The organism is Promicromonospora vindobonensis (assembly GCF_042685865.1).
GTDB lineage: Bacteria > Actinomycetota > Actinomycetes > Actinomycetales > Cellulomonadaceae > Promicromonospora > Promicromonospora vindobonensis.
The window spans coordinates 3612880-3635857 of sequence record NZ_JBHUOG010000002.1 but is presented as its reverse complement, the minus strand read 5'-3'; the positions used below and the strand labels follow the sequence as shown (position 1 = coordinate 3635857).

Here is a 22978-nt window from a genome sequence, read left to right as displayed (position 1 = left end):
GGCGCGTCCGGCTGCCGACCGGCGCACACCAACGAAAGCCACACGCGGCGCGTCATGGTGGATGTGGAGACGATGACAGCACACACGCATCCGGGAGGTGGCCATGGCGGGGTGGGAGAGCGAGCTCGATGAGCTCATGCGGGTGCGCGGCAGCGCGCTCGTCCGCTATGCCTACATGCTCTCGGGGGACCGCGCACTCGCCGAGGACCTGGTCCAGGACGCCCTGGTGAAGGTCTACTCGCGGCTGCGTTCCCGCGCTGGGCGTGGCAGTGCGGTGGGGGTGGCCGAAGGAAGCCGGGCGCACGACCTCGACTCCCCGTTCACGAATGCCGAGGGCTACGTACGGCGCGCGGTCCTCACGATCTACCTGGACGGCTACCGAAAGCGGCAGCGCTGGGGCGGGATCAAGCACCTCCTGGCCGACGACGCCAGCACGCGCGGCGCCGACCAGGCCGCCTCGGCGCGCGTCGACGTGATGGCGGCGCTCGCGCAGCTCGGTGCCAGGGAGCGGGCCTGCGTGGTGCTCCGCTACTTCGAGGACATGACGGTGCCGCAGATCGCGGAGGCCCTTGGCACGGCCCAGGGCACGGTCAAGCGCTACCTGTCCGACGCCACCAGGAACATGCAGGAGCTCCTGCGCCCCGACGATTTTCGTCCTGCCGAAGGGAGGGCCGCCCGATGAGCCACGAGACCCCCAACAGTGACAACGACTTCCTGCGCGGCGCGCTCCACGGCGCTGCCGACACGATGCCCGGTGCGGAGGTGGACGACCTGCACGTCTCATTCGGAGTGGTGCGGGACCGCGTGCGGCGCCGCCGTGCGGCCAAGATCGGCGGCCTCACCGGCGCGAGCCTCGCGCTGGTCGGTGTGCTCGCCTTCGGCGCGACGCAGGCGCCGCTGCTGGACCGTGCCGAGCCGGTGCCGCCGGGAACGTCCGAGAGCGCGACGCCGGACGCGGCCCCGACCGCGACGCCCGGTCCCGACCTCAGCCTGCGCGAGGACTTCACCCCGGACTGGCTGGCGGGTACGGGTCTGTCGTGCGGCATGCCCGTCTCGGACCTGGAGGAGCGCGCGACAGCGAGCGAGTACCACCTCGAGGTGCGCGGCGATCTGCATCAGATCGCCGAGACCCTCGGCGAGCCGCACTGGCGCTACGACTCCGTCCTGCCCGTGAGCCTGACATGGGACGCGGTCCAGGGCGTCGACAGCTCGCCGGCGGTCCCGCCCGTGCTCGTGTGGAGCAGGGACGGACAGGTCGTGGACCTCGGCGGCGACCGTACCGACGCAGAGCCGGTGCCCGTCGAGCCGGAGGGGCGGTACTCGGGCGCCACTGACCTTCCGGGTTCGAGCTGTGTGGTCGAACAGACCCCGCTGCCCGACGGCGAGTACGACGTCCGGGCCCTCACCCGGGTGCACCCGGTCGGGGGCGAGGACCCGTCGCTCGCGGTGAGCGACCCTGTCGTCCTGACGGTCGAGAACGGTGCGGTGCACCAGAACCCGGGCAGCGGCGAGGCCGCTCCGTTCGAGGTGCCGGAGTCCGCGGACGAGCCGTCGGCCAGCTCCCCCTCTCTGGGTAGCGCCGTCGTGGACCGGACCGGACCGTGGGGGCGCGACGTCACCTACAGCACTGCCTACGACGAGGGAGGGGACTGGCGCTGGTACCCCGACGACGGGCAGCGGTTCACGGTCGAGGCACGCTGCACGTCGGCCGACCCGAGCGACGAGATCACCCTCCGGACCGCGGGCTGGCTCGTCGGTGCAGGCGGCGGGGAGTCCACACTGCCCTGTGACGGCGAGACCGTCTCCCTTCCGGCGCTCACGGCCAGCTCCACGGCGATCGAGCAGCTGGAGGAGCAGGGTGCCGTCCGCTCCGCATACTTCCCGGTCGCCTTCACGGAGGTGCCCGACGGCGTCACGCTCGCCTATGCGGACGTCGAGCCGGAGGCCGACGGCGGAGACGCCGCCGGCGAGTGCTCCGCGAGCAGTCTCGACCTGGAGTACGACCCGGCGAACTCGCCGAGCGAGGGAGCCGGGTCGACCGCGGCGGCCATCGTGGAGGCCGCGCTGGCCTGCGACTCCGAGCGGCTGACCCAGCTCGCCACGGAGCACGGTACGGAGCTCATGCTCGGGAATGCGACGCCGGAGGACACCTTCAGGCTGCCCGAGGACGCCGGCGTGCCGTACGAGACGCTCGTTCGCCTCCTCGCAGGTACGAGTGGCGAGGTGAACGGCGGGGACCCGGGGAACGAGACGATCACCTGGCCGCGCGTCGCCGTCGAGGAGTTCGCCGATTCGAACGAGGCCTGGGCGGAGGCCGTGGAAGCCGGCCTGCTCACGCAGGCGGATGCCGACGCGCAACGGGCCGACGAGTTCGGCTACGTGGGGATGCGGATCGGGATCGCCGAGGACGGCACGTGGCGGTACTACTCGGGCGGCGACTGACCGGCCGAGGACGAAGTGTTCTGCGTGCGTCCCAACGTTTCCTGTGCGCCGCTCGTATCTCAGTGAGAGCGGGGCACAGGAACACCGGACAAGGGGACGGGCACGTGACAGGTCGAGCGATCCGACGGGGCCAGGACAGCGGTGCCTGATGAGCGCCCGCTGGGACGACGAGCTCACGGCTGGCTCAACAGCTTCGAGGTCGAGGGACTCGACGCGCACTGCGGTATGGCTGTCGAGGATCTGCTGAGCGCACCGGACGGGGGCTTCGAGCTCGAGATGACGAGTGGTCTGAGCGCGCGACAGGACGCGGAGGGCTGGCGAGCGGGCACCCGGCTCACTGGTGACGCCGCCGCGCTCAGCGGCTATCTGGACCCGATGCTGATCTGGGTGCAGGACGGTGTGGTGGTCGACATCCCGTCCAGCACCGCCTCCAACCTGAGCTACTACGCACCCGAGGAGGGCGCTCCGGAGGGGCCGTGGGACGTGGGGGCGCTGACGGGGGCTACCAACGCGTGCGCTGCCGAGTTCGAGGGTTCAAAGGAAGACTGGCCGCTGGTGTACACACACCTGCGCGAAGGCGGCACGTTCGACGTCTAGCCGTGATGCCGGTGTTCGGTCAGGATTCTGCCGCCTGGCTTCCTGTCTCTGCGCCGGTGCGCGTGACGCTGGCGGACGGTTCGGGCCAGGCGCGGTAGCTCGCCAGGATCGCGTCGCTCCGGCGTCGGCCCCACCGGTCCAGGCGCTCGCGGCCCCTGCGGGTGCGTCCGAGCAGGTGGTACCGCCACACGTTGAGCGGCAGGAGGTAGGCGTGCGCCCACGGCGGACGCAGGGGCAGGCCGAGCTCCCGCATGCTGCGCGGCCCGAGGAACATCGTGAGCATCGACGGCAGCCGCTCGCGCTCCAGCCAGGCCCGTGCGGGCTGCCACCAGGACGGGCCGGGGTACGTCCGGTCGGTCTGCGCCGCGACGACCGCCTGGGCGAGGCGCGGGCCGGCGTCCGAGATGTCGGCCTGTGCGAGCAGCACGTGATAGTTGATGCGGTGTCGCGCCCACTCGTCATCGACCAGGAAGTCGGGGTGCACGCCCATCAGGTGCCCCACCCACTTCCACAGGTGCATCAGGGCCCGGCTGTCCGACGGCGGGATACGCACCCCGAGCGCCCGGCAGCCCAGGATCAGGGTGGCGTCGAACAGCCCGAGCGTCGCTGCCTGGTCCGCCTGGTTGATCGGCAGGCCCCAGCGCGCGGTGTCCCACGCGTCGCGAGCTGTGCGGTCGGGGCCGGTGCCGACAGGTCCCGCAGAGCCAGACGCCGCGTCGTCAGGGTCCGTACGGCCGAGGAACGAGGCGTTGACGAGGGCGTGCATCGCCCGGACGTGCACCGTGGCCCGCCACGCGGACCCGTACGGCCGGAGCGACCCCGGCTCGGACAGCCCGACCGTCCACTCCTGGGTCTCCGCGAGCCGCCGCAGCGTCCCGCCCGTCAGCGCGCCGGTCGCCGCGAGCAGATCCGTCGGCCCACCGAACCGGTACCCGCCGACCAGCGAGAGCTGGAGCAGCACGTCGGCGCCGTTCTGCCCGAGCCGCCGCAGCACGGCGGCGCCGGTGTCGACGAGTTCCCAGTCCACCCAGTCGGGCACGGTGGTGACCTCGGCGAGGAACTCGCGGAGCGCCCGCGGTGCTGCGCTGAGTTCGGTCGGTTGCTCGGGTTGCGCGCTGAGATCGGTCACTTGGGATGAGTTCGGTCGGTTGATTGACCGATCTCGTCCCAACGGACCGATCTCATCCTCAGCACGGTCATCCTCAGCACGGTCATCCTCAGCACGGTCATCCTCAGCACGGTCATCCTCTGCACGGTGTAACCGACCGAACTCGGGCTCCGTGGCCGGGCCGGCCAGCGCCGCCCGAAGCTGCCGGTGGCTCACCCGCCCCGGCACCCCGGACGGCAGTCGCATCGCCGCCGCGAGCGCCGCCCCGGCGTCGTCGGCCTCGAAGAAGGCGCGGCCGATCCGTTCCATGAGCGCCTCGTCCACGCCGCGTACCCGGCCGAGCAGGCGCAGCGGCCGGCCGATCCGGGCTCCGCGGGCCTCGGCGGAGCGGAACCGGCGGGGGTACGTGAGCGCGGCGGGCTGTCCGACGTCGTTCGCTGCATCTCCGCGCACCATGTCCCCATCCTGACCCGCCCACGCGCGTACGGGCGAGCATCAGCCGCGGCAGGGGCCGTTCGGGATCGGATGCCGAAACGCCCCAACCTCCCGCCGGGGTGGTTCGTCGGTACGTTCAGGATGGCAGGAAGGAGCCGGCAATGGGCTGGCACGAAGACCTGGAGACGCTTGCCGCACAGCGCGGCTCGGCGCTCGTCGGGTACGCCTACACACTGTGCGGCGATATCCGGCAGGCGGAGGACCTGGTGCAGGAGGCGTTGGTCAAGTACTGCTCCCGCCTGGTGCGGCGGGGCGGAGTACGCGGTCGGGCGGCGTCGGGCATGTACACGGTTCCGCTGGACGGGCGCGCGTCGGACGACAGCCGGCACGCACCGGTCGAGTACGCGGAGGCGTACGTGCGCCGCACGATGCTGAACCTGTACCTGGACGGCTGGCGCCGCAAGAAGCGCTGGGCGGACATCGAACCGAGGGTCGCCACGGACGACCGGGTGCGGTTCCCCGACTCGGGCGTCACGGCCCGCGCCGACGTGGTGCACGCCCTCACCCGGCTCACGCCCCGGCAGCGGGCATGCGTGGTGCTGCGCTACTTCGAGGACATGACGATCGAGCAGGTGGCGGACACGCTCGGGAACGCTCCGGGCACGGTGAAGCGGCACCTGCACGATGCGATGCGCGTGCTGCGCGACGTGCTCGAACCGACTGGAGCGGCAACGGCGGAAGGAGAGCTCCGATGAACCAGCACGACGACGGCCGGGACCGAGACCACGGCTGGGTGGATCCCGCGGGGGCCGGCCTTCTTGCGCAGACGCTCGGTGCGATGGCGGACGGCGTGGATCCGGCGTCCCCCACGGGACCCGCTGCGGCCATGACCGTCATGAGCAGGCGGGTGCACCGCCGTCGGACGGCGAAGCTGGGCGGCCTCGGCGGGGGTGCGCTGGCGCTCGCCGCGGCGCTGGTGCTGGGGGCGACGCAGCTCGCGCCTCCGGACCGGTCCGAGCCGCTGCCCGCGACGTCATCGGCCTCGCCGTCGGCCCTGCCGGAGATCGAGCTGCGGGAGGGCTACCAGCCGGAGCTTCTCCAGGGCACCAGCCTCGCGTGCGGTGTGAACCTGCGAGACATCGTCTTCTCCCCGGACGCGCGTCTGGTGGCCGGGGACCCGGAGACGATCACGTACCACGCTGACGGTGAGTGGGGCGTCGGGCAGACGTCGGTGCCGGTCGGTGTCGACGGCAACACCGCGGAGGAGGACGTCCAGGCGCCGACGCTGGTGTGGACCGACGCGAACGGCAGGGTGGTCGACCTGGGGTGGTGGGAGGAGCAGTCCCCCATGTACCTGCTGCGCGAGGACGGCGAGCCGGCGGCGTACGAGGACGGCGAGTCGTCGTGCCTCGTGGAGGGGCCCGCCGGCTCGCTCCCGGACGGGACGTACGACATCTTCCCCACGAGCATCGAGTACTCCAGCAGCCGGTTGCTGTTCACCGACGAGCCGTTCCAGGTGACGGTCGAGGACGGGCAGCCGCACTGGGGGACGGGCGGCCAGGAAGCACCGGTGCCGATCGAGGTGCCCGGAGCCCCCGACGCATCGCTCATCGAGGACGAAGGCCTCGGCAGCGCGGTCATCGACCGCACGGGCAGGTGGGAGCGCCGGGACATCTACCAGGTGATCGTGGAGAACCCGGAGGCGCTGGAGGGGCGGGACTACCTGGTCGAGGCCTGGTGCAGCTCGTCCGACCCGAACGATTCGCTCTCGTACGACCAGGTCGGCGAGTGGGGGAACGCCAGGACGGGCGGTTCCATCCCCTGCAACGGGCAGAAGGTGACCATGGACGACGAAGCGGGCTACGAGCCGCCGCCGGTCCCCGGCGCACCTGACGGGGTGGTGCTCACCGACGTGCCCGAGGGCGTCGTGCTCGGCTACGTCCGTCTCGTCCCGGCCGGCTGACACCAGCGATCCGGGGCTGGACCGGCGGGCGACATAATGGCTCGGTGACTGCCCAGACAACCTCAGCCCAGCCCACGCCCGCCGTTCCAGAGGAAGCCCGCGCACACACCGAGGACCTCGGTGCGTTCGTGACGGCGTCGCCGTCGTCCTACCACGCGGCCGAGGAGGTGGCCCGGCGCGCCGTTGCGGCGGGCTTCACCCGCATCGCCGAGGGTGCCGCCTGGGCCGTGCTCCCCGGTGGCAGCTACGTGGTGGTCCGCGACGGCTCGGTCATCGCCTTCACGGTGCCCGACGCCGCGGGCCCCACCACGGGGTTCACCATCGTGGGCGCCCACACCGACTCCCCGAGCTTCAAGCTCAAGCCCAAGCCGACCACGCACGGAGCGGGCGGCTGGTGGCAGGCCGGGGTCGAGGTGTACGGCGGACCGCTGCTCAACTCCTGGCTCGACCGCGAGCTGGAGCTGGCCGGGCGGATCGTCACCCACGACGGCACCGAGCACCTCGTGCGAACCGGCCCGATGCTGCGCATCCCGCAGCTCGCGGTCCACCTGGACCGGGGCGTCAACGACAACGGGCTCACCCTGGACAAGCAGCGCCACACGCAGCCCGTCTGGGGCCTCGGGGACGCGCAGAGCGCCGACGTCCTGGCGGCGCTCGCGGCGGACGCCGACGTCGACCCGGCCACGATCGGCGGCTACGACGTGGTGCTGGCCGACACGCAGCAGCCGCGCACGTTCGGCGCCGGGCAGGCCCTGTTCGCGTCCGGCCGCCTCGACAACCTGCTCTCGACCCACGCGGGGCTGACGGCGCTCCTGCGGGCCTCCTCGGGGAACGGACCGGCCGCGGGCTCGACCGGCTCGACGGGCTCGACCGGCGGAGCACGCTCGATCCAGATGTTCGCCGCGTTCGACCACGAGGAGATCGGTAGCGCGTCCCGCTCGGGCGCGGCAGGCTCGTTCCTCGAGGAGGTGCTGGTGCGCATCTCGACCGCTCTCGGTGCGACGGCGGAGGAGCGGGCCCGCGCGTTCGCCGCGTCGCTGCACGTGTCGTCCGACGTCGGGCACGCCGTGCACCCGAACTATCCCGAGCGGCACGACCCGGCCAACCACCCGGTGGCGGGCGGCGGCCCGATCCTCAAGATCAACGCGAACCAGCGCTACGCGACGGACGCGCACGGCGCGGCGGCGTGGAGCGTCGCCTGTGCCACGGCGGGAGTGCCCACCCAGGAGTTCGTCTCCAACAACGCGCTGCCGTGCGGTTCGACGATCGGACCGATCTCCGCGACCCGTCTGGGCATCCGCACCGTGGACGTCGGCGTACCAATTTTGTCGATGCACTCGGCCCGCGAGCTCACCGCCGTCGTCGACCCGTGGTACCTGGCGCGTGCCATGGAGGCTGTGCTCGTCCGCTGAACCGGTGAATCCTCCCGGAACCGGGTGGATGCGCCGCTAATCGGAGCGACCTGCGCTTATGCATGTTTCGTTGGTTCTGTCCCGGTCTACAATTGGCGTAATTCGGGCGCTAGTTGGACGTTTGTCCAAAAGAGACCGGGCCTGACCTGCGAAAACGTACGGTCTAGGTTGGCCATTGGTCTGGAAGAAAATACCTAGTACGGTCCGGATGCATGGACCTCAGGGGGGTGATACCACTGTGGTCATCCGAGCCGTGAACTCGGCAAAAGAGAAATGCCGGACCTCAGGAGCCCCCGTTGCCTCGTGCCACCGTTCGCACTTGCGCCCGATGCGGTTGTGTACTCAGCCGTTACAACTCCGAAGCGCGTTGCGCCGCATGCCGGCGTACGGAATCAGTTCCAGTAGTCTCCCTCCCCAGCGTGCCGACGCGGGTCTGGCAGGACGAAGCGGTCCGGTCGGCGCTCGCCGACTGGGACTTCGGTCAGGTCAGCCGCATGGTGCGGCAGCTCGTCCCTCTGCGCCAGGAGGACGTGGCGGCCCTGACCGGGCTGAGCCAGTCCTACCTGTCGATGCTCGAGTGCGGCGACCGCCGGCTCACCGACGTCTCGCGCGTGGTCCAGTTCCTCACCGGCCTGGGCACGCCACCTGACCTGGTCCGGCTCCCGCTCCCTGGCATCAGCCCGCTGCCCGACGCCGCTCCCGCGCGCACCGCCGCGTCCGGCCAGCCGACGACGCCGGAGCCGGTGACGCCGACGGCGCCCGACCCCACGCTCCCGTGGACGGCGGACCGCATGCTCACGGCGCTCCGCCTGGCCCACGTCGCCGACAACACCGCCGACTGGCTGCCCACGGACGCCAACGGCCCCGTGTCCGCCACGGCGATGAGCGACGCGGCGGGGACCGACACCCCGCGCCCGGCTTCGGGCATCGCGCTGAACTCGATGATCCAGCGCTGGGACGCCGAGCAGGCCGAGCCGATGCGCCGTGCCACGACGGGCACCCGCGTCTCGCACGAGCTGTGCGGGCACCTCCAGGGCACGCTCGACGAGCTGCGGGTCATGGACAAGGGCTCGGGCAGCGGTGCGGTGGCCGACCTGGCCCGTGCCCACCTGGCCCTGGTGGTCCGCGTGCTGGAGCGCAGCACGTACGACGAGGTGACGGGACGCCGGCTCACCGCCGTCGCCGCCGACACCGCCACGCAGGCCGGCTGGTTCGCGTTCGACGCGGGCCGCCCGGACGCGGCGCGCGCGTACATGCTCGCCGGCCTGCGCGCCGCGCACGCGGCGGCCGACGACCGGCTCGGCGCGGGTGCTCTCTCCTACCTCGCGATCCACGGCTACTCCAGCGGCGACCCGCGTGACGCGGTCCGCGCCGCCGAGGCGGGCCGACGTCGGATCGCTCGCCTCGACGCGCCGCACCTCTCGGCGACGCTGCTCACCCGGCAGGCGCGCGGCCACGCCGCCGCCGGCGAGGGCGAGGCAGCGCGCCGGGCGCTCGGCGAGGCCTCCGACCTGTGCGCACGGGGCCGCGGCGAGGACGACCCGCACTGGCTGTACTGGATGAACGAGGGTGAGATCCACGGGCAGTCCGGGTCGGCGCACCTCGCGCTCGGCAACACGGCGCGAGCCGTGGAGAGCTTCGGGCACGCGATCCAGGCGGAGCGCGCCGGTGAGCGCCGGACGCACGGGCTGTTCCTGAGCCGGGCGGCTCAGGCGCACGCCAGGGCGGGCGACCTGGACGCCGCGTGCGCTGCCGGCGACGAGGCGGTGAGCATCGCGGAGACCGTGCAGTCGGCACGGCTGCGGGAGCACCTGCGGGATCTCTCGGCCGACCTCCGGCGTGGCGGGTCGTCGAGGCGGTCCGGGGTAGGTGCCCGGGTGCTGACCGAACGGATCGCGGCGCTCGCGTCGTGACCGCACCGGTCACCTCCCGCGGCGCCGCCAGGGCCCTCGTGCTCTGGGATATCGATCGGACGCTCGTCTACGTCGGGGAGGTGGACCGGACGGCATACCGGGAGGCGTTCGCCGAGGTCGTCGGCCGGCCCGCCGAACGCCTCCCGGCGAAGGGCACCGGCGTGACCATGCCGCTGGCGATCCGCGGGCTGCTGGAGGACAACGGCGTCGGCGCGCGCGAGGTCGACGAGCTGCTGCCACGCATGCTCGACGCGGTGCCGCTGCGCTTCGCCGCGCACGCCGAGGACGTGCGGCAGCTCGGCTCCGTGCTCCCCGGTGCCATGCAGGCGCTCAAGGCCGTCGCGGCCGAGCCCGACCTGGTGCCGACCGTCGTGACGGGCAACCTCGAGGCGAACGCCCTGATCAAGCTGCGCGCCTTCGGCATGGACCGCTACGTGCACGCAGCGCTGGGCGGCTACTCGTCCGACGACGCCCACCGGCCGGCGCTCGTCGCGATCGCCCAGCGCCGCGCGGGCGACCGGTACGACAGCACCTTCTCCGCCGGCAACACCGTCATCGTCGGCGACTCCCTCGAGGACGTCCGCACGGGGCTCGAGGGTGGCGCGCACGTGATCGCCGTGGCGTCGGGTACGACGTCGGCGGACCGGCTCGCCGAGGCGGGCGCCGACGTGGTGCTGCCCGACCTCACCGACGCCGCCCGGCTGCTCCAGGAGATCCGGGAGCTCACCGCCGACGCAGGACCCCGGTAGACCCAGGCGGGACCGGGTGCGGGTACCCCGAGGCCTTGACATAGTGACTGCCGTCACATGTGGGTAGACTCTGGTCTCTTCCCGCCATCGACGTTGCCGGCGGGACGCTGAGGCCTTGCCCGGGTCAACCCCGTGCAGGGCAACACACTTTCTGGGGGAACTCCCCGGAGCTCGTCGAGGAGGACGAATGCTCGAAGACGGCATTGTTTTCGGCGCAGGCAGCTACACCACCGTGGCGGTGATCGCCGTCATCGCGGTTGCCGCACTCGGGTGTGCGTTCGTGCTGCGTCGCCAGGTGCTCGCGGCACCTGATGGAACCGCCAAGATGCAGGACATCGGCCAGGCCGTGCAAGAAGGGGCCTCCGCCTATCTGAAGCGACAGTTCCGCACGCTCGTGCTGTTCGCAGCCGTCGTGTTCGGGCTGCTCTTCCTGCTGCCTGGTGACAGCGGCATCCGGATCGGGCGCTCCATCGCGTTCGTGTTCGGCGCCGGGTTCTCCGCGGCGATCGGCTACCTGGGCATGTGGCTGGCGGTGCGGGCGAACGTCCGCGTCGCGTCGGCCGCGACCCGTCCCGGCGGCCGGGCCGAGGGCGCAAGGATCGCCTTCCGTACCGGCGGCGTCGTCGGCATGTCCGTGGTGGGCCTCGGTCTGCTCGGCGCCGCGCTCGTCGTGCTCGTGTACGACGTCGACGCGCCCGCCGTGCTCGAGGGCTTCGGCTTCGGTGCCGCGCTGCTCGCCATGTTCATGCGGGTCGGCGGCGGCATCTTCACCAAGGCCGCCGACGTCGGCGCCGACCTGGTCGGCAAGGTCGAGCAGGGCATCCCTGAGGACGACCCCCGCAACGCGGCGACCATCGCCGACAACGTGGGCGACAACGTCGGCGACTGCGCGGGCATGGCCGCCGACCTCTTCGAGTCCTACGCGGTGACCCTCGTGGCCGCCCTGATCCTCGGCAAGGCCGCGATGGGTGAGGAGGGCCTCGTGTTCCCGCTGATCGTCACCGCGATCGGCGCGTTCGTCGCTCTGCTGGGCGTGTTCATCACCCGGATCCGCGGGAACGAGAGCGGCCTCGCCGCGATCAACCGCGGGTTCTACGTCTCCGCGATCGTCGGCGCCGTACTGGCCGGGATCGCTGCCTTCGCCTACCTGCCCTCCTCGTTCGCCCAGGTGCCAGGTACCGCGGACCTCTCCGGCGTGACCGCCGACCCGCGCGTCGTGTCGGCGCTCGCCGTCCTCATCGGTGTGGTGCTCGCCGGTGTGATCCTCTGGGTGACCGGCTACTTCACCGGCACGGACAAGAAGCCGACGCTGCACGTCGCCGCGACCTCCCGGACCGGTGCGGCGACCGTGGTCCTCTCCGGGATCGGTGTGGGCTTCGAGTCAGCCGTGTACACGGCGGGCATCATCGCCGCAGCGATCTGCGGCGTGTTCCTGCTGGCCGGCGGGTCCGTCCCGCTGGCGCTGTTCCTCGTCGCCCTCGCGGGCTGCGGCCTGCTCACCACGGTCGGCGTCATCGTCGCCATGGACACGTTCGGCCCGGTCAGCGACAACGCCCAGGGCATCGCGGAGATGTCCGGCGACGTCGACGATGAGGGCGCGCAGATCCTCACCGACCTGGACGCCGTCGGCAACACCACCAAGGCGATCACCAAGGGCATCGCGATCGCCACGGCGGTGCTCGCGGCGACCGCGCTGTTCGGGTCGTACGCCGACGCCGTCTCGCACGCGCTCGCGCAGGTCAGCAACGTCGGCACCGGCCTGGTGACCTCGATGCTCAGCTACGAGATCATCTCGCCGGTCACCCTCGTCGGCGTGATCCTCGGTGGTGCAACGGTGTTCCTGTTCTCCGGGCTCGCCGTCGACGCGGTGACGCGTGCTGCCGGCGCCATCGTGTTCGAGGTGCGTCGCCAGTTCCGCGACCACCCGGGCATCATGACGTACGACGAGCGCCCCGACTACGCCAAGGTCGTCGACATCTGCACCCGGGACTCGCTGCGCGAGCTCATCACGCCGGGTCTCCTTGCGGCGTTCGCTCCCATCGCGGTGGGCTTCGGGCTCGGCGTCGGGCCGCTGGCCGGATTCCTGGCCGGGGCCATCGGGACGGGCGTGCTCATGGCGATCTTCCTGGCGAACTCGGGCGGCGCCTGGGACAACGCGAAGAAGATCGTCGAGGACGGCAAGTACGGCGGCAAGGGCTCCGACGCCCACGCGGCGACGGTCATCGGCGACACCGTGGGTGACCCGTTCAAGGACACCGCAGGCCCGGCGATCAACCCGCTGATCAAGGTGATGAACCTGGTCGCGCTGCTGATCGCCCCCGCAGTGGTGGCCATGAGCGTCCCGGCGGACGCCAACCACACGCTCCGGATCGGCATCGCTCTCGTGGCGGCGGCCGTGGCGTTCGGCGCCGTCATCTGGTCCCGTATGCGGGCCTCCCGCGTGGACGCGGAGCAGCAGGCGGAGCAGGACCGGGCGGAAGCGACGGTCTAGCACCGGGAAGTCCGCTTCGAGCATGCGATCAGGCCTGGAATCCGTCGAGATTCCAGGCCTGATCGCATGCTCGAAGCGGACGTCGGGCACCGTCGCCTGGCTACTGGCCCACTCGGCCGTCGATGCACTCCCGCAGCAGGTCGGCGTGGCCCACGTGGCGGGCGTACTCCTCGATCATGTGCACCAGGGCGTCACGGACCGGGATCTCGTTGCCGTGGTGCAGCGCCGTGCGGCCCAGCTCGTCCTCCGGGAGGGCCGCCAACCAGGCGTCGGCGTCCCGGACCTCGCGGCGCCAGGTCGCCCAGGCTTCCTCGACGACGGCGGGGTCGGCTACGGCACCGTCGAAGTCGGCGTCGGGCGTCTCCGTGGACTTGCCGAACAGCGCGGGCGTGTCCGTCTGACCCTGCAGCACCCGCCGGAACCAGCTCTGCTCGACGTGCGCGAGGTGCCGCACCAGCCCGAGCAGCGACATCGTCGACGGCGGCACGGATCGCCGGGCGAGCTGCTCGGCATCGAGCCCTTCGCACTTCATCTCCAGCGTGATCCGGTAGTGCGCGAGGTAGTTCCGATACGTTTCCTTCTCCCCTACGGGCTTCGCCAGCGCTTCGCGCGCGTCGTCGTCGGGGTCTGCCCACATGTCGGGGTAGACGGTGGCAGAGGTCCAGCGTTCGGAGGTCATCCGCACAGTGCACCGCCCCGGACCGGCCTGGTCAACGGCATTGTCCGCCGGCGTCGTCCTGCGGATCGCAGGGCCGTGGCTGTACCGTCTCCGGTGCGCCGTTCCTGACTGCCCGGGCCGTAGGTCAGAATTGGCCGACTTGCCTGGGGAGGCATCTGTGCTCGTTCGTGCTCGTTCGCTCGCTGCCCTGACCGGCGCGGCGCTGACCGGGGTCGCGCTCGCCGCGGGCTCGTTGGCCGCGCCCGCGGTCGCGCAGCCCTCCGGCGCGCCCGTGGACGGGAGCACGGTCGCAGGGGTGGCCGCCGCCGGACTGGGCCGCGGCCTCGAGGCCGACGTCCTGGCCGAACCGACGGCGGGCGAGCAGGACCACCCGGCGGACCCGCCGGAGCCCTTGTCGCCGGGTGGCGGCGCCGACCTGCACCTGCCCGCGTCGTACCCGCACCAGCCGGAGCTCCGCGCCTTCCCGCCGAACGACGCGGACGCCACCGAGCGGAACGGGACCGTCAGCCACGCCGACCTTGCGCCGCGCCTGACGAGGCTGATGGAGCGGAGCGACCGGGTATCGACACAGGTGGTGGGCCGGTCGACGGAAGGGCGCGACCTCTACCTGGTCACCGTGACCGCGCCAGAACGCCGCGCGGAGACCGCCCGGCAGACGGCGTGGCGCGAGGAGATCAAGGAGCGGCCGGGCCGCGCTGCGCGCGACCGTGACCTGCGGGCGGGGTACAAGGCGCCGATCTGGGTCAGTGCGAACATCCACGGCGACGAGTGGGAGGGCACCGACGCGGCGCTCCGGATCATCAAGCGCCTGGCGACCGCGGACGACGATGCGACGAGGCACCTGCTGGAGCAGCACCGGATCGTGTTCAGCCTCACGCTCAACCCCGACGGCCGGACCAACGCGACCCGTTCGACCTCCCTCGGCCTGGACGCGAACCGCGACATGATCACGCTGGCCACGCCGGAGGCACGCTCGTACGTGCGGACGGCCCAGGCGGTCCAGCCGCTGTTCACAGCGGACTTCCACGGCTACACGGACGTGCTGCAGGTCGAGCCGGCCGGTCCGCCCCACGGTGAGAACTACGAGTACGACCTGTTCCTCCCGCACAGCTACGCCATCGCGCGGCAGGTCGAGGACGACGTCGTGGCGGCAGGGATCGACGGCAACACCTACTACGACCCGGGCAGCGGTGCCGTGGTGGGAAGGAACACGGGGTTCATCAAGATCCCGTACCGGGACACACCGTCGGGCTGGGACGACTACCCGCCCGTGTTCACCGCCCAGTACGCCTCGCTCCACGGCGCGGTGACCAGCACTGTCGAGCTCCCGCTCGGGCCGACGGGCCGGACCACCACGCGGGCGGACGCCGCGGTCAACACGGAGGTAGCGGTCACGACGATGGCGTCGATGATCGACTACGTCCATACGAACTCGGACGCGATGCTCGGCGACCAGATCGAGCTGTTCCGGCGCGGTGTCGCCGGCGCGCCCAAGACGGCGCTGACCGCAGAGAACATCGACGAGGTACCCGGTCCCGACGAGTGGAAGCGGCTCTGGGACACCGCCGACGACCAGGTCGCAGTGCGCCTGCCCCGCGCGTACGTGCTCCCGGTCGGCTCCGGCCAGCGGTCGGCGAGCGACGCGGAGGACCTCGTGGACGCGCTGCTGTTCCACGGCATCGAGGTGGGGCGGCTGGTCGGCCCGTCACAGGTCGGGGGTACCACCTATCCGGCAGGGTCCTACGTGGTCGACCTGCATCAGCCCCTGCGTGGGCTTGCGGCCTCGCTGCTCGCCCTCGGGTCGGACATCTCGGCCAAGGTCCCCGCCATGTACGACATCTCGGCGTGGTCTCCCGCCTACCTCTGGGGCGCGACGGTGGACCGGGTGGGCACGACGACGGACGGCCCGATCGGCCGGACGGTCCCGGTGCGTGGCGCCGGACCGGGCGGGAGCGTCCCGCCCGGAGCCAGGTACGCCGCGTTCGACGTGGCCGGCGTCAGGGATCACCGGGCTCTGAACGACCTCCTGGAGCAGGACGTGGCGGTACGGCTGACGTCGGACGGACGCGCCGTCGTCGGGCCGCGCGGGCTGCAGGCGGCCCGCGACGCGGCCGACAGGTACCGCCTCGGCCTCGTGGCCGTGTCCCGCGCCGAGTACGCGGGGGCAGAGCGGGCCGAGGAGGTCACCGTCGCCTACGCGGGCAACCAGGACGACCGGCTGTCGCTCCTGGCCCTCGGGTTCGACGACCTGGTGCCGGTCTCCGCTGCGGGCATCGAGGAGGCCGCCGCCGGCGGCGGCGCAGGGCTGGACGACGCCGACGTGCTGTGGGTCGGCTCCTCCCTCGACCTCCCGCCGGGCTCGGCGGGCCACGCCTACGTCCGGTCCTGGCTGCGCGACGGCGGCGCCATCGTCGGGAGCGGCGCCGGTGCGTTCGCGGCCGCGGAGGCGTTCGGGCTGGTCAGCGGCCGTGCGGTGACGGGGGATCCGGCCGGCAACGGGATCATCTCCACCGGGACCCCCGGCGAGGTGCTGGACGACCACGCGCAGGACCACGGCTTCCTCTACCCGGCCGTCTGGTTCACGGACCTGGGTGCGGGCACGGCCACCGAGCTGACCTACGGCCGCTTCCTGGCCGGGCACTGGCCTCGGTCGGGCGGCGGTGACGGGCACGCTGCCTCGGCCGGTCGGGGGCAGGATGCCGCCATCGGGCAGGCCGCCGCCGTATCCGGCAAAATAGGACAGGCGCGGGCGTTCGTGTTCGGCACCTCGGTCTTCTTCCGCACCCATCCTCGGGGCGGCCTGAGCCAGGCGGCGACGGCCATCCACTGGGCGGCACTGTGACCTCGACGGAGGTTGCGATGCTGCCGTACCCAGCATCACCGGGGATCTGTGGAAAACCGGGTCCGAGCGCTATCGTCTGCGGTGTTGTGCTCCCGAATGCTCCGCGGTCCGCGGGTGCCGACGAGAGCCCCGACGCAGGAGCCCCCCTCGTGGGAGACCCGGAGCAGGAGAAGGTCCCGTGAGTGCCGACATCGACCCGACCGAGGCCATCCCCCAGGTCACGGCCGAAATGATCGCGAAGGCGCCGGCCCGGCCGGCCGCGTCGCGTACCGCAGAGCCGACCCCTGGGCCGACGGCAGGGCCGCGCCCGCCCGAGGCCGGCGTCGCACCGCCGCCGGCCCCGTTGTCGGCCACGCGTCCGGATACGTCGGCAGCGAGGTCTGCGCGGTCCTCGTCCACCCCGCAGACCCGGCGCGGCACGTCCGCCGATCCGGAGGCGGGAGCCCGGGAGAGGGCGGCGGGCCAGGTCGCCGAGCAGCCGGCCGCGCCGGACGCCATGCTCCGCGACCGGACGGGCACGCAGGCCTTTGCCCCGTCGGAGCCGTATGGCGAGCAGCACGCCGCGGCCGGGCACATCGCCGCAGGGCATCTCTCCTCGCTCGTGCAGATCCCCACCGTGTCGTCGTGGGACCCGCAGCACCTCGACCACGAGGCGTTCGGCAGGCACCGGGCCGCGCTGGCGACGTTCTACCCGCGGGTGCACGCGCTGCAGAGCGAGCCGGCGGGCGATCACGGGCTGCTCTACCGGTGGCCGGGCCGGGGGCGGCAGGACGTGCTGCACCCCTTCCCGGTGGTCCTCCTGGCGCACCAGGACGTGGCACCGGTCCAGGTGGCGGACTGGCCGGCCAACCCGTTCTCGGGCGAGATCCGCGACGGGGCGGTGCACGGTCGCGGCACGCTCGACGACAAGGGCGGGCTCGTCGCGGTGCTCGACGCCGCGGAGACCCTGCTCGGCGACGGTTTCGTGCCGGAGCGGGACATCTGGCTGTTCTTCGGCGCGGACGAGGAGGCGGCGGGCAAGTCCGCCGAGATCGCCGTCCGGCGGCTGTACGAGCTGGGCGTGCGGCCCTGGCTCGTGGTCGATGAGGGCGGCGGCGTCGTGACCGACGCCTTTCCCGGCGTGGACCGCCAGACCGCCATGGTCGGCGTGGCGGAGAAGGGCCTGGTCGGGATCGACCTGCACACCTCCGACGTCGGCGGCCATGGCGCGACGCCCGGCAGGCGGCCCGCCACCGTACGGCTCGCCCGCGCGGTGACGCGGGTCAGCGGACGCCGGTCCGGGGCGCGGGTCAACGCGCCGACCGTCGACATGCTGGAGCGGGTCGCCCCGAGCGCGGCCGGCGCCAGAGGGCTTGGCCTCAGGGCGGCGGCCAGGCTCGCCTCGGGCCCGTTCGGCAAGGTCGCGGCCTGGCTGGTGGCCAAGGGTGGACCTGAGGCCTCTGCGCTGGTCCGCACGACCGTTGCGGTCACCGAGCTCGAGGGCAGCGCGGGGCCGAACGCCGCGGCGTCGTCGGCCCGTGCCCGCCTGGACGTCCGGGTGGCGCTCGGGGAGACGGTGGACCGGACCGTGGCGCGGCTGCGCCGCGTCATCGGGGACAAGCAGGTCGAGATCGAGGTGGTGGAGCGGAGCGAGCCCAGCGAGGTCTCGCCGACCGACAGCCAGCAGTTCGCGCTGCTCAGCGAGGCGATCGGCGCGTCATACCCGGATGCGGTCGTGGTTCCGTTCGTGCTGCCCGCGGCAACCGACTCGCGCACCTTCACCCCCATCAGCGACCACGTCTACCGGTTCAGCCCGTTTGCATTGTCTCGTGCGCAGCGGCAGTCGATTCATGGCGTCGGCGAGCATCTGAGCGTCGATTCTCTGGCTCGCGGAGTGCATTTCTACCGCGAGATGCTCCGCAAGATCCCCGGCTGACCTGCACATTCAACAAATCACCGAAATTGGACTAAGTTCTCCCTTTACGTACGTTGAGGGAGACGTCCATGACCAGCTCCGCTGTGCCGCCCGCCGTGCCGGGCGGCTCGCGCTCGCCCGTGAGCGTCAACGTGCACACCTACCCGGCACAGTTGCAGTACCCGCCGCGGTCTTATCTCCTCTTCGCCGTTCTGGTGACCATCTTCTGCTTCTGGCCCACCGGAATCGTCGCCCTCGTGAACGCGCTGCGTGTCAATTACCTGTGGAAGACACAGGAGCACGACAAGGCACGGAAAGCGTCTCGTCGCGCACGCAACTGGGGTCTGGTGTCGCTCGCCATCGGAATCGTCGCGGTCGTGGTCGTGGTGTTCTGGGCGAGCATCACCTACCTGAACGGGTAGCAACTTCACCCCCTGTTCGTCTCGTATCACACGATTGCCCCTCCTGTCCTGGTGGGACTTGCGGGTAAAGTTCGCGGCTATGAGTGCGACACGGCGCAAGGGCTCGCGGGGCGGTCGTGCTGCGTCTCGCGCCGGAGGTCCCCCCGCAACGAATGCGCTCACCTGGGCGGAGAGCCTCGCAGCAGGGGAAGCAGCGCCCGGTGCCAGTGCCCTCGAGTGGGCCGAGGGGCTCACGGAGCCGGAGCAGGCCCCCAGTCCCTGGGGCAGCGGCGCTGCCGCCGCGCCAGCGGATCCCGCCCCGGCCGCCGACGAGACGGGCAGCTCGCCCTGGGGCCCCGTGCCTGCGCCCGCCGTGCCGGACGGCGAGACCGACGGTGACGCGAACCCGTGGGGCTCCGTCGCGGCCGCCGAGCCGGCCGTGACCCGTGGGCGCGGCAAGAACGCAGGCGGCAAGAGCGGTAAGGCCGGCAAGTCCAGGTCGAAGGGCAAGGCAGGCAAGGCGGCCGCGCCGAGCGTGCCGAAGAGCGAACCCGCGCCGACGCCGGCGGGCGGCTTTCCGCTCAACGTGGGCCCGGTGGCCGACGACGTCGACGTTCCGCTCGCGCCGCTGCCTCTCGCCGCCCCGGCCGAGTCCCTGCCGGAAGACGCGCCCGCCGGCGTACCCGATCTGCCCGACCTGGCCGACCGGTCCGCCGAGCCGGGCAAGCCCGAGTCAAGGAAGGCGGGCAAGAAGCGCGGGAAGGGCCGTATCTCCGGTCCGAGCACCGCGCAGCAGAAGCGGATCAGGAAGACGCTCCGCCGGGGCCTGCCCAAGGTGCTCGACCAGCCGCTGGTGCTCGTGCTGGCCGGCGTGACCGCTGCGGCGCTGGGTCTCGGTACCGGCTGGGGGATGACCTTCTTCCAGGGCGAGGACGTCATCTCGGACGCGGACGCCGCATCGTGCGCGCAGACCCAGATGGCGTGGACGCAGGCCGCCAACGCGCAGTCGGCCATGGTCGTGGACCAGCCCGAGACGCTGCGCAAGGGGTTCATCAACGCCCGCAACGCGCTGGAGGGCGTGACGCCGCCCGAGGCCATCTCGAAGGACTGGGCGGTCGCCTTCACCTACTACTCGACGGTCGCCAACAACATCGAGAAGGTGAAGGCGAACGACGGCCCGGCGGTGACCGCCGCCGTCGGCGGCGCACAGGAGGAGCTCGACACCAACGCGATGGTCGAGGCATCCCAGCGCGTGCAGGAGTACGTGGCGTCCAACTGCCGCGGCTAGCCCGATCCGCACCGTGGTGCGGGTACGAGCGCGGTGCGCGTGCACGCGTGGTGAGGCCACGCGGTCTGCGTGCAGGATAGGCCCGTGCAGCCACCCGTGACCGATCAAGCCCTCGTCGCCTCGCTCCGTGCCGACCTGGTCTCCGCCGCCTACGACGTGGACGGCGTCGAGGACCTCCTTGGACCGCTCGCGGCGGCCGCGCTGCACAGGGAGCAGTCGCTGCCGGCCCGCCGGGCGGTCGCGGCGGCCGTGGGCGGCAAGCCGCCGTCGGACCGGGACCCGCTGGCCACCCTCGCTGGGCTGTTCCTGCTGGGCGCCGACGTGCCGCGCGCAGCGGTGGACCGCGCGCTGCCTGCGACCGGCTCGGCGGGCGCCGAGCGGCTCGGCCTGGTCGCGGCCCAGGGCGCCGGGGACGACGACGCGGTGCGGGCCGTCGTGGACCTGCGCCCCTACTCCTCCGTCGACGCCGTCGGCGACGCGCGCTGGTGGCTCGCCTCCGACCTGGGCGAGCTCGCGACCGGCGGGCGCCTTGCCACGGACCACGTGCTCGGCGCGGGCGGTGCCTCTCTCACGCTGGCGCAGGTCACGGTGCGCAACCCGACCGGCCGGGTACTGGACCTCGGCACCGGCTGCGGGATCCAGGCCCTGCACGCCGCGCGCCACGCCCGGCACGTCGTGGCGACGGACATATCGCGGCGGGCGCTGTCCTTCGCGGCGTTCAACGTCGCGCTGAACACCGACGCCGGTGCGGTGGAGCTGCGGCACGGTTCCATGCTGGAGCCGGTCGCGGGGGAGCTGTTCGACCTCGTGGTCTCCAACCCGCCGTTCGTCATCACCCCGCACGCCGGAGCGGCAGGCCGGGCGGTCGCCGACGCGCTCGGCGACTACGAGTACCGCGACGGCGGCCGCGCGGGCGACGACCTGGTGCGGGACCTGATCCTCGGCGTCGGCGACGTGCTCGCACCCGGTGGGACGGCCCAGCTCCTCGGCAACTGGGAGCACCGCAGGGGCGAGCCGTGGACCGACCGGGTCGGCGCGTGGCTCTCCGATGCAGGCCTGGACGGCTGGATCATCCAGCGCGAGGTCCTCGACCCGGCCGAGTACGCCGAGACGTGGATCCGGGACGGCGGCACCACTCCCGACCGCGAGCCGGACGCCTGGGCCGCCGCCTACGGCGCGTGGCTCGACGACTTCGAGTCCCGGGACGTCGAAGCCGTCGGCTTCGGGCTCGTGACCCTCCGGCGCCCGTCCTCCGGGCCGGCCACGCTGCGGCGCCTCGAGGAGCACACCGGGTCGGTCCGCCAGCCGCTCGGCGCGCACATCGCCCGCAGCCTCGCCGGGCACGACTGGCTCGCCGCGCGCGACGACGCGGCGCTCGCCGCTGCGCGCCTCGTCACGGCGGCCGACGTCACGGAGGAGCGCTACCTGACGCCGGGAGCGGCCGACCCGAACATCGTGATCGTGCGGCAGGGGGACGGGCTGGGCCGCGGTGTGCAGGCGTCGAGCCCGCTCGCCGCCCTGGTCGGTGCGTGCGACGGGGAGCTGACGGTGGGGCAGATCGTCGGGGCGCTCGCCGCCCTGTTCGACGTCGCGGCGGCCGACCTGGCGGCCGAGCTGCTCCCGGCGGTGCGCGGTCTGGTCCGCGACGGTTTTCTGGCGGAGTGAACCCCGACCGACGGGCCGTCCTGGGGGCGCCCGCCCGTTTCGTGCGCGTAACGGTCGGTCGTGCGAACCGATAAATCTTGTTCAGAACAGAGACATCTGCGGCTATGACAGATATTTTCCACCGTGTGGAACTCGACATGCGGCACTTGAGGATGGTTGTCGCCGTTGCCGAGTCGGGCAGCGTCACGAAGGCGGCGGCTGCCCTCGGCATCGCGCAGCCGGCCTTGACTGCGCAGCTCAACCGCATCGACCGGTCGCTGGGCGGGAACGTGTTCGTCCGCGATCGTTTCGGCGCGCGCCCGACCGAGCTCGGTGACCTGATACTCCGGCACGCCCGTGTGCTGCTGCCTGCCATGGCGGCCCTGGCCGACGACGCCGAGCGGCTGGTGAACGGTGACGTGGCCCAGGGCGAGATGGTCCGGGTCGGCATCACCGGAACCGCGCTGGGTGGCCTGTTCGTCAACCAGCTGCACATCGCCATCCCCGGCGTGCAGGTCACCACGAGCATGCCCCACCTGGCGGACGACGTCGCCTCCCGGCTCGCCAGGGGCACCATCGACGTGGGGCTGGTCGGGATGTGCTCGGAGGCCTCGCCACCGGCGGCGGTCGAGGTCGCGTGGACCCGGGTCTGCGCGGACCCGATGTTCGTCCTCATCGACGAGCACCATCCCTACGCGGGCAAGCCGGAGGTGTCCCTCGCCGAGCTGGCCGAGGAGCAGTGGCTCTGCGTCCCGTCGTACGGCTGCCTCGAGGAGTGCTTCGTGTCGGCGTGCGTACGCGCGGGCTTCACGCCTCGCGGCATGGGGGAGGCCGAGTGGACCACCGCGGTCGACCAGGTGCGGGCCGGGCGCGCCGTCGCGCTCGTCGAGCCGGGGCAGCTCGACCCACCGGGGGTCGTGACGGTCCCCCTGGCGGGAGCGCCCCTACGTCGCACCCACTACCTGGGCTGGCGGCACGACGCCGACCTCCGCGTGGACCTCGAGGCCGTCGAGGGTGCCGCCCACCGCGCACATCGCGACGCCGTCCGGCGCAGCCCGCAGTACGAGCAGTGGCTGGCCCTGTACGGCATGCTCGGCTGAGCCGGAGCGGAACCGCAGGC

General features: G+C 72.3%; 17 protein-coding genes. 15 read left to right on the top strand and 2 right to left on the bottom strand.

Going from position 1 to position 22978, the window contains the following annotated elements:
- The first annotated feature begins 103 nt into the window (after positions 1–103).
- The 3 genes from ACFS27_RS29375 (at position 104) to ACFS27_RS29365 (ending at position 3039) form a co-directional block, all read left to right on the top strand.
- Entirely contained in the window at positions 104–682 is a 579-nt protein-coding gene (locus tag ACFS27_RS29375) for a sigma-70 family RNA polymerase sigma factor (protein ID WP_377190951.1), read from the top strand.
- The gene (locus ACFS27_RS29370; protein WP_377190949.1) at positions 679–2442 is read left to right on the top strand and encodes a hypothetical protein; all 1764 of its coding nucleotides are present in this window, start codon (positions 679–681) and stop codon (positions 2440–2442) included. Before ACFS27_RS29375 ends, ACFS27_RS29370 begins: the two co-directional genes overlap by 4 nt.
- Positions 2443–2583: 141 nt before the next feature.
- Positions 2584–3039 carry a hypothetical protein gene (locus tag ACFS27_RS29365; protein WP_377190947.1) on the top strand — a complete coding sequence of 152 codons (456 nt, stop codon included), beginning with the start codon at positions 2584–2586 and terminating at the stop codon, positions 3037–3039.
- Positions 3040–3058: 19 nt separating this feature from the next.
- Here the strand turns inward: ACFS27_RS29365 and ACFS27_RS29360 are convergent, their stop codons facing one another.
- The gene (locus ACFS27_RS29360; RefSeq protein WP_377190945.1) at positions 3059–4603 is read right to left on the bottom strand and encodes an oxygenase MpaB family protein; all 1545 of its coding nucleotides are present in this window, start codon (positions 4601–4603) and stop codon (positions 3059–3061) included.
- Positions 4604–4743: 140 nt separating this feature from the next.
- Here ACFS27_RS29360 and ACFS27_RS29355 point away from each other — a divergent pair, with 140 nt between their 5' ends.
- The 6 genes from ACFS27_RS29355 to ACFS27_RS29330 all read left to right on the top strand — a co-directional run bounded on the left by ACFS27_RS29355 (position 4744) and on the right by ACFS27_RS29330 (position 13110).
- Complete coding sequence (locus tag ACFS27_RS29355) at positions 4744–5337, top strand: sigma-70 family RNA polymerase sigma factor (RefSeq protein WP_377190943.1); 594 nt, start codon at positions 4744–4746, stop codon at positions 5335–5337.
- Positions 5334–6545, top strand: a complete 1212-nt coding sequence (locus ACFS27_RS29350; RefSeq protein WP_377190941.1) for a hypothetical protein — start codon at positions 5334–5336, stop codon at positions 6543–6545. The genes ACFS27_RS29355 and ACFS27_RS29350 overlap by 4 nt, the downstream gene beginning before the upstream one ends.
- A 44-nt stretch (positions 6546–6589) precedes the next feature.
- A complete protein-coding gene (locus tag ACFS27_RS29345) occupies positions 6590–7957 on the top strand; it encodes a M18 family aminopeptidase (protein WP_377190939.1) in 1368 nt (455 codons plus the stop codon).
- Positions 7958–8376: 419 nt separating this feature from the next.
- A complete protein-coding gene (locus ACFS27_RS29340; RefSeq protein WP_377190937.1) occupies positions 8377–9870 on the top strand; it encodes a helix-turn-helix domain-containing protein in 1494 nt (497 codons plus the stop codon).
- Positions 9867–10619: an HAD family hydrolase gene (locus tag ACFS27_RS29335; protein ID WP_377190935.1), complete on the top strand. Its 753-nt coding sequence runs from the start codon at positions 9867–9869 to the stop codon at positions 10617–10619. Before ACFS27_RS29340 ends, ACFS27_RS29335 begins: the two co-directional genes overlap by 4 nt.
- Positions 10620–10806: 187 nt before the next feature.
- Positions 10807–13110, top strand: coding sequence for a sodium-translocating pyrophosphatase (locus ACFS27_RS29330; RefSeq protein WP_377190933.1), 2304 nt, complete (start codon positions 10807–10809; stop codon positions 13108–13110).
- A gap of 100 nt (positions 13111–13210) precedes the next feature.
- Here the strand turns inward: ACFS27_RS29330 and ACFS27_RS29325 are convergent, their stop codons facing one another.
- Positions 13211–13789: a DinB family protein gene (locus tag ACFS27_RS29325; RefSeq protein WP_377190931.1), complete on the bottom strand. Its 579-nt coding sequence runs from the start codon at positions 13787–13789 to the stop codon at positions 13211–13213.
- Positions 13790–13946: 157 nt separating this feature from the next.
- On the opposite strand from ACFS27_RS29325, the gene ACFS27_RS29320 reads away from it, so the two are divergent.
- From ACFS27_RS29320 to ACFS27_RS29295, 6 genes are all read left to right on the top strand, one after another.
- On the top strand, positions 13947–16631 hold the full coding sequence (locus ACFS27_RS29320; RefSeq protein WP_377190929.1) for a M14 family zinc carboxypeptidase: 2685 nt from the start codon (positions 13947–13949) through the stop codon (positions 16629–16631).
- A 178-nt stretch (positions 16632–16809) separates the two neighbouring features.
- Positions 16810–18546, top strand: a complete 1737-nt coding sequence (locus ACFS27_RS29315) for a M20/M25/M40 family metallo-hydrolase (protein ID WP_377190927.1) — start codon at positions 16810–16812, stop codon at positions 18544–18546.
- 68 nt (positions 18547–18614) lie between these two features.
- The gene (locus ACFS27_RS29310) at positions 18615–18947 is read left to right on the top strand and encodes a CD225/dispanin family protein (protein ID WP_377190925.1); all 333 of its coding nucleotides are present in this window, start codon (positions 18615–18617) and stop codon (positions 18945–18947) included.
- A 79-nt stretch (positions 18948–19026) separates the two neighbouring features.
- Positions 19027–20214 carry a hypothetical protein gene (locus ACFS27_RS29305; protein ID WP_377190923.1) on the top strand — a complete coding sequence of 396 codons (1188 nt, stop codon included), beginning with the start codon at positions 19027–19029 and terminating at the stop codon, positions 20212–20214.
- 96 nt (positions 20215–20310) lie between these two features.
- Positions 20311–21879 carry a DUF7059 domain-containing protein gene (locus tag ACFS27_RS29300; protein WP_377190921.1) on the top strand — a complete coding sequence of 523 codons (1569 nt, stop codon included), beginning with the start codon at positions 20311–20313 and terminating at the stop codon, positions 21877–21879.
- A gap of 137 nt (positions 21880–22016) precedes the next feature.
- Complete coding sequence (locus ACFS27_RS29295) at positions 22017–22958, top strand: LysR family transcriptional regulator (RefSeq protein ID WP_377190919.1); 942 nt, start codon at positions 22017–22019, stop codon at positions 22956–22958.
- The last annotated feature ends 20 nt before the right edge of the window (positions 22959–22978 follow it).

Bases quoted from the DNA above. Each gene is read 5' to 3' on its own strand.
- ACFS27_RS29375 (WP_377190951.1), top strand. From the start codon at position 104: ATGGCGGGGTGGGAGAGCGAGCTCGATGAGCTCATGCGGGTGCGCGGC.
- ACFS27_RS29370 (WP_377190949.1), top strand. From the start codon at position 679: ATGAGCCACGAGACCCCCAACAGTGACAACGACTTCCTGCGCGGCGCG.
- ACFS27_RS29360 (WP_377190945.1), bottom strand. From the start codon at position 4,603: ATGGTGCGCGGAGATGCAGCGAACGACGTCGGACAGCCCGCCGCGCTC.
- ACFS27_RS29355 (WP_377190943.1), top strand. From the start codon at position 4,744: ATGGGCTGGCACGAAGACCTGGAGACGCTTGCCGCACAGCGCGGCTCG.
- ACFS27_RS29350 (WP_377190941.1), top strand. From the start codon at position 5,334: ATGAACCAGCACGACGACGGCCGGGACCGAGACCACGGCTGGGTGGAT.
- ACFS27_RS29330 (WP_377190933.1), top strand. From the start codon at position 10,807: ATGCTCGAAGACGGCATTGTTTTCGGCGCAGGCAGCTACACCACCGTG.
- ACFS27_RS29325 (WP_377190931.1), bottom strand. From the start codon at position 13,789: ATGACCTCCGAACGCTGGACCTCTGCCACCGTCTACCCCGACATGTGG.
- ACFS27_RS29310 (WP_377190925.1), top strand. From the start codon at position 18,615: ATGACCAGCTCCGCTGTGCCGCCCGCCGTGCCGGGCGGCTCGCGCTCG.
- ACFS27_RS29305 (WP_377190923.1), top strand. From the start codon at position 19,027: ATGAGTGCGACACGGCGCAAGGGCTCGCGGGGCGGTCGTGCTGCGTCT.
- ACFS27_RS29295 (WP_377190919.1), top strand. From the start codon at position 22,017: ATGCGGCACTTGAGGATGGTTGTCGCCGTTGCCGAGTCGGGCAGCGTC.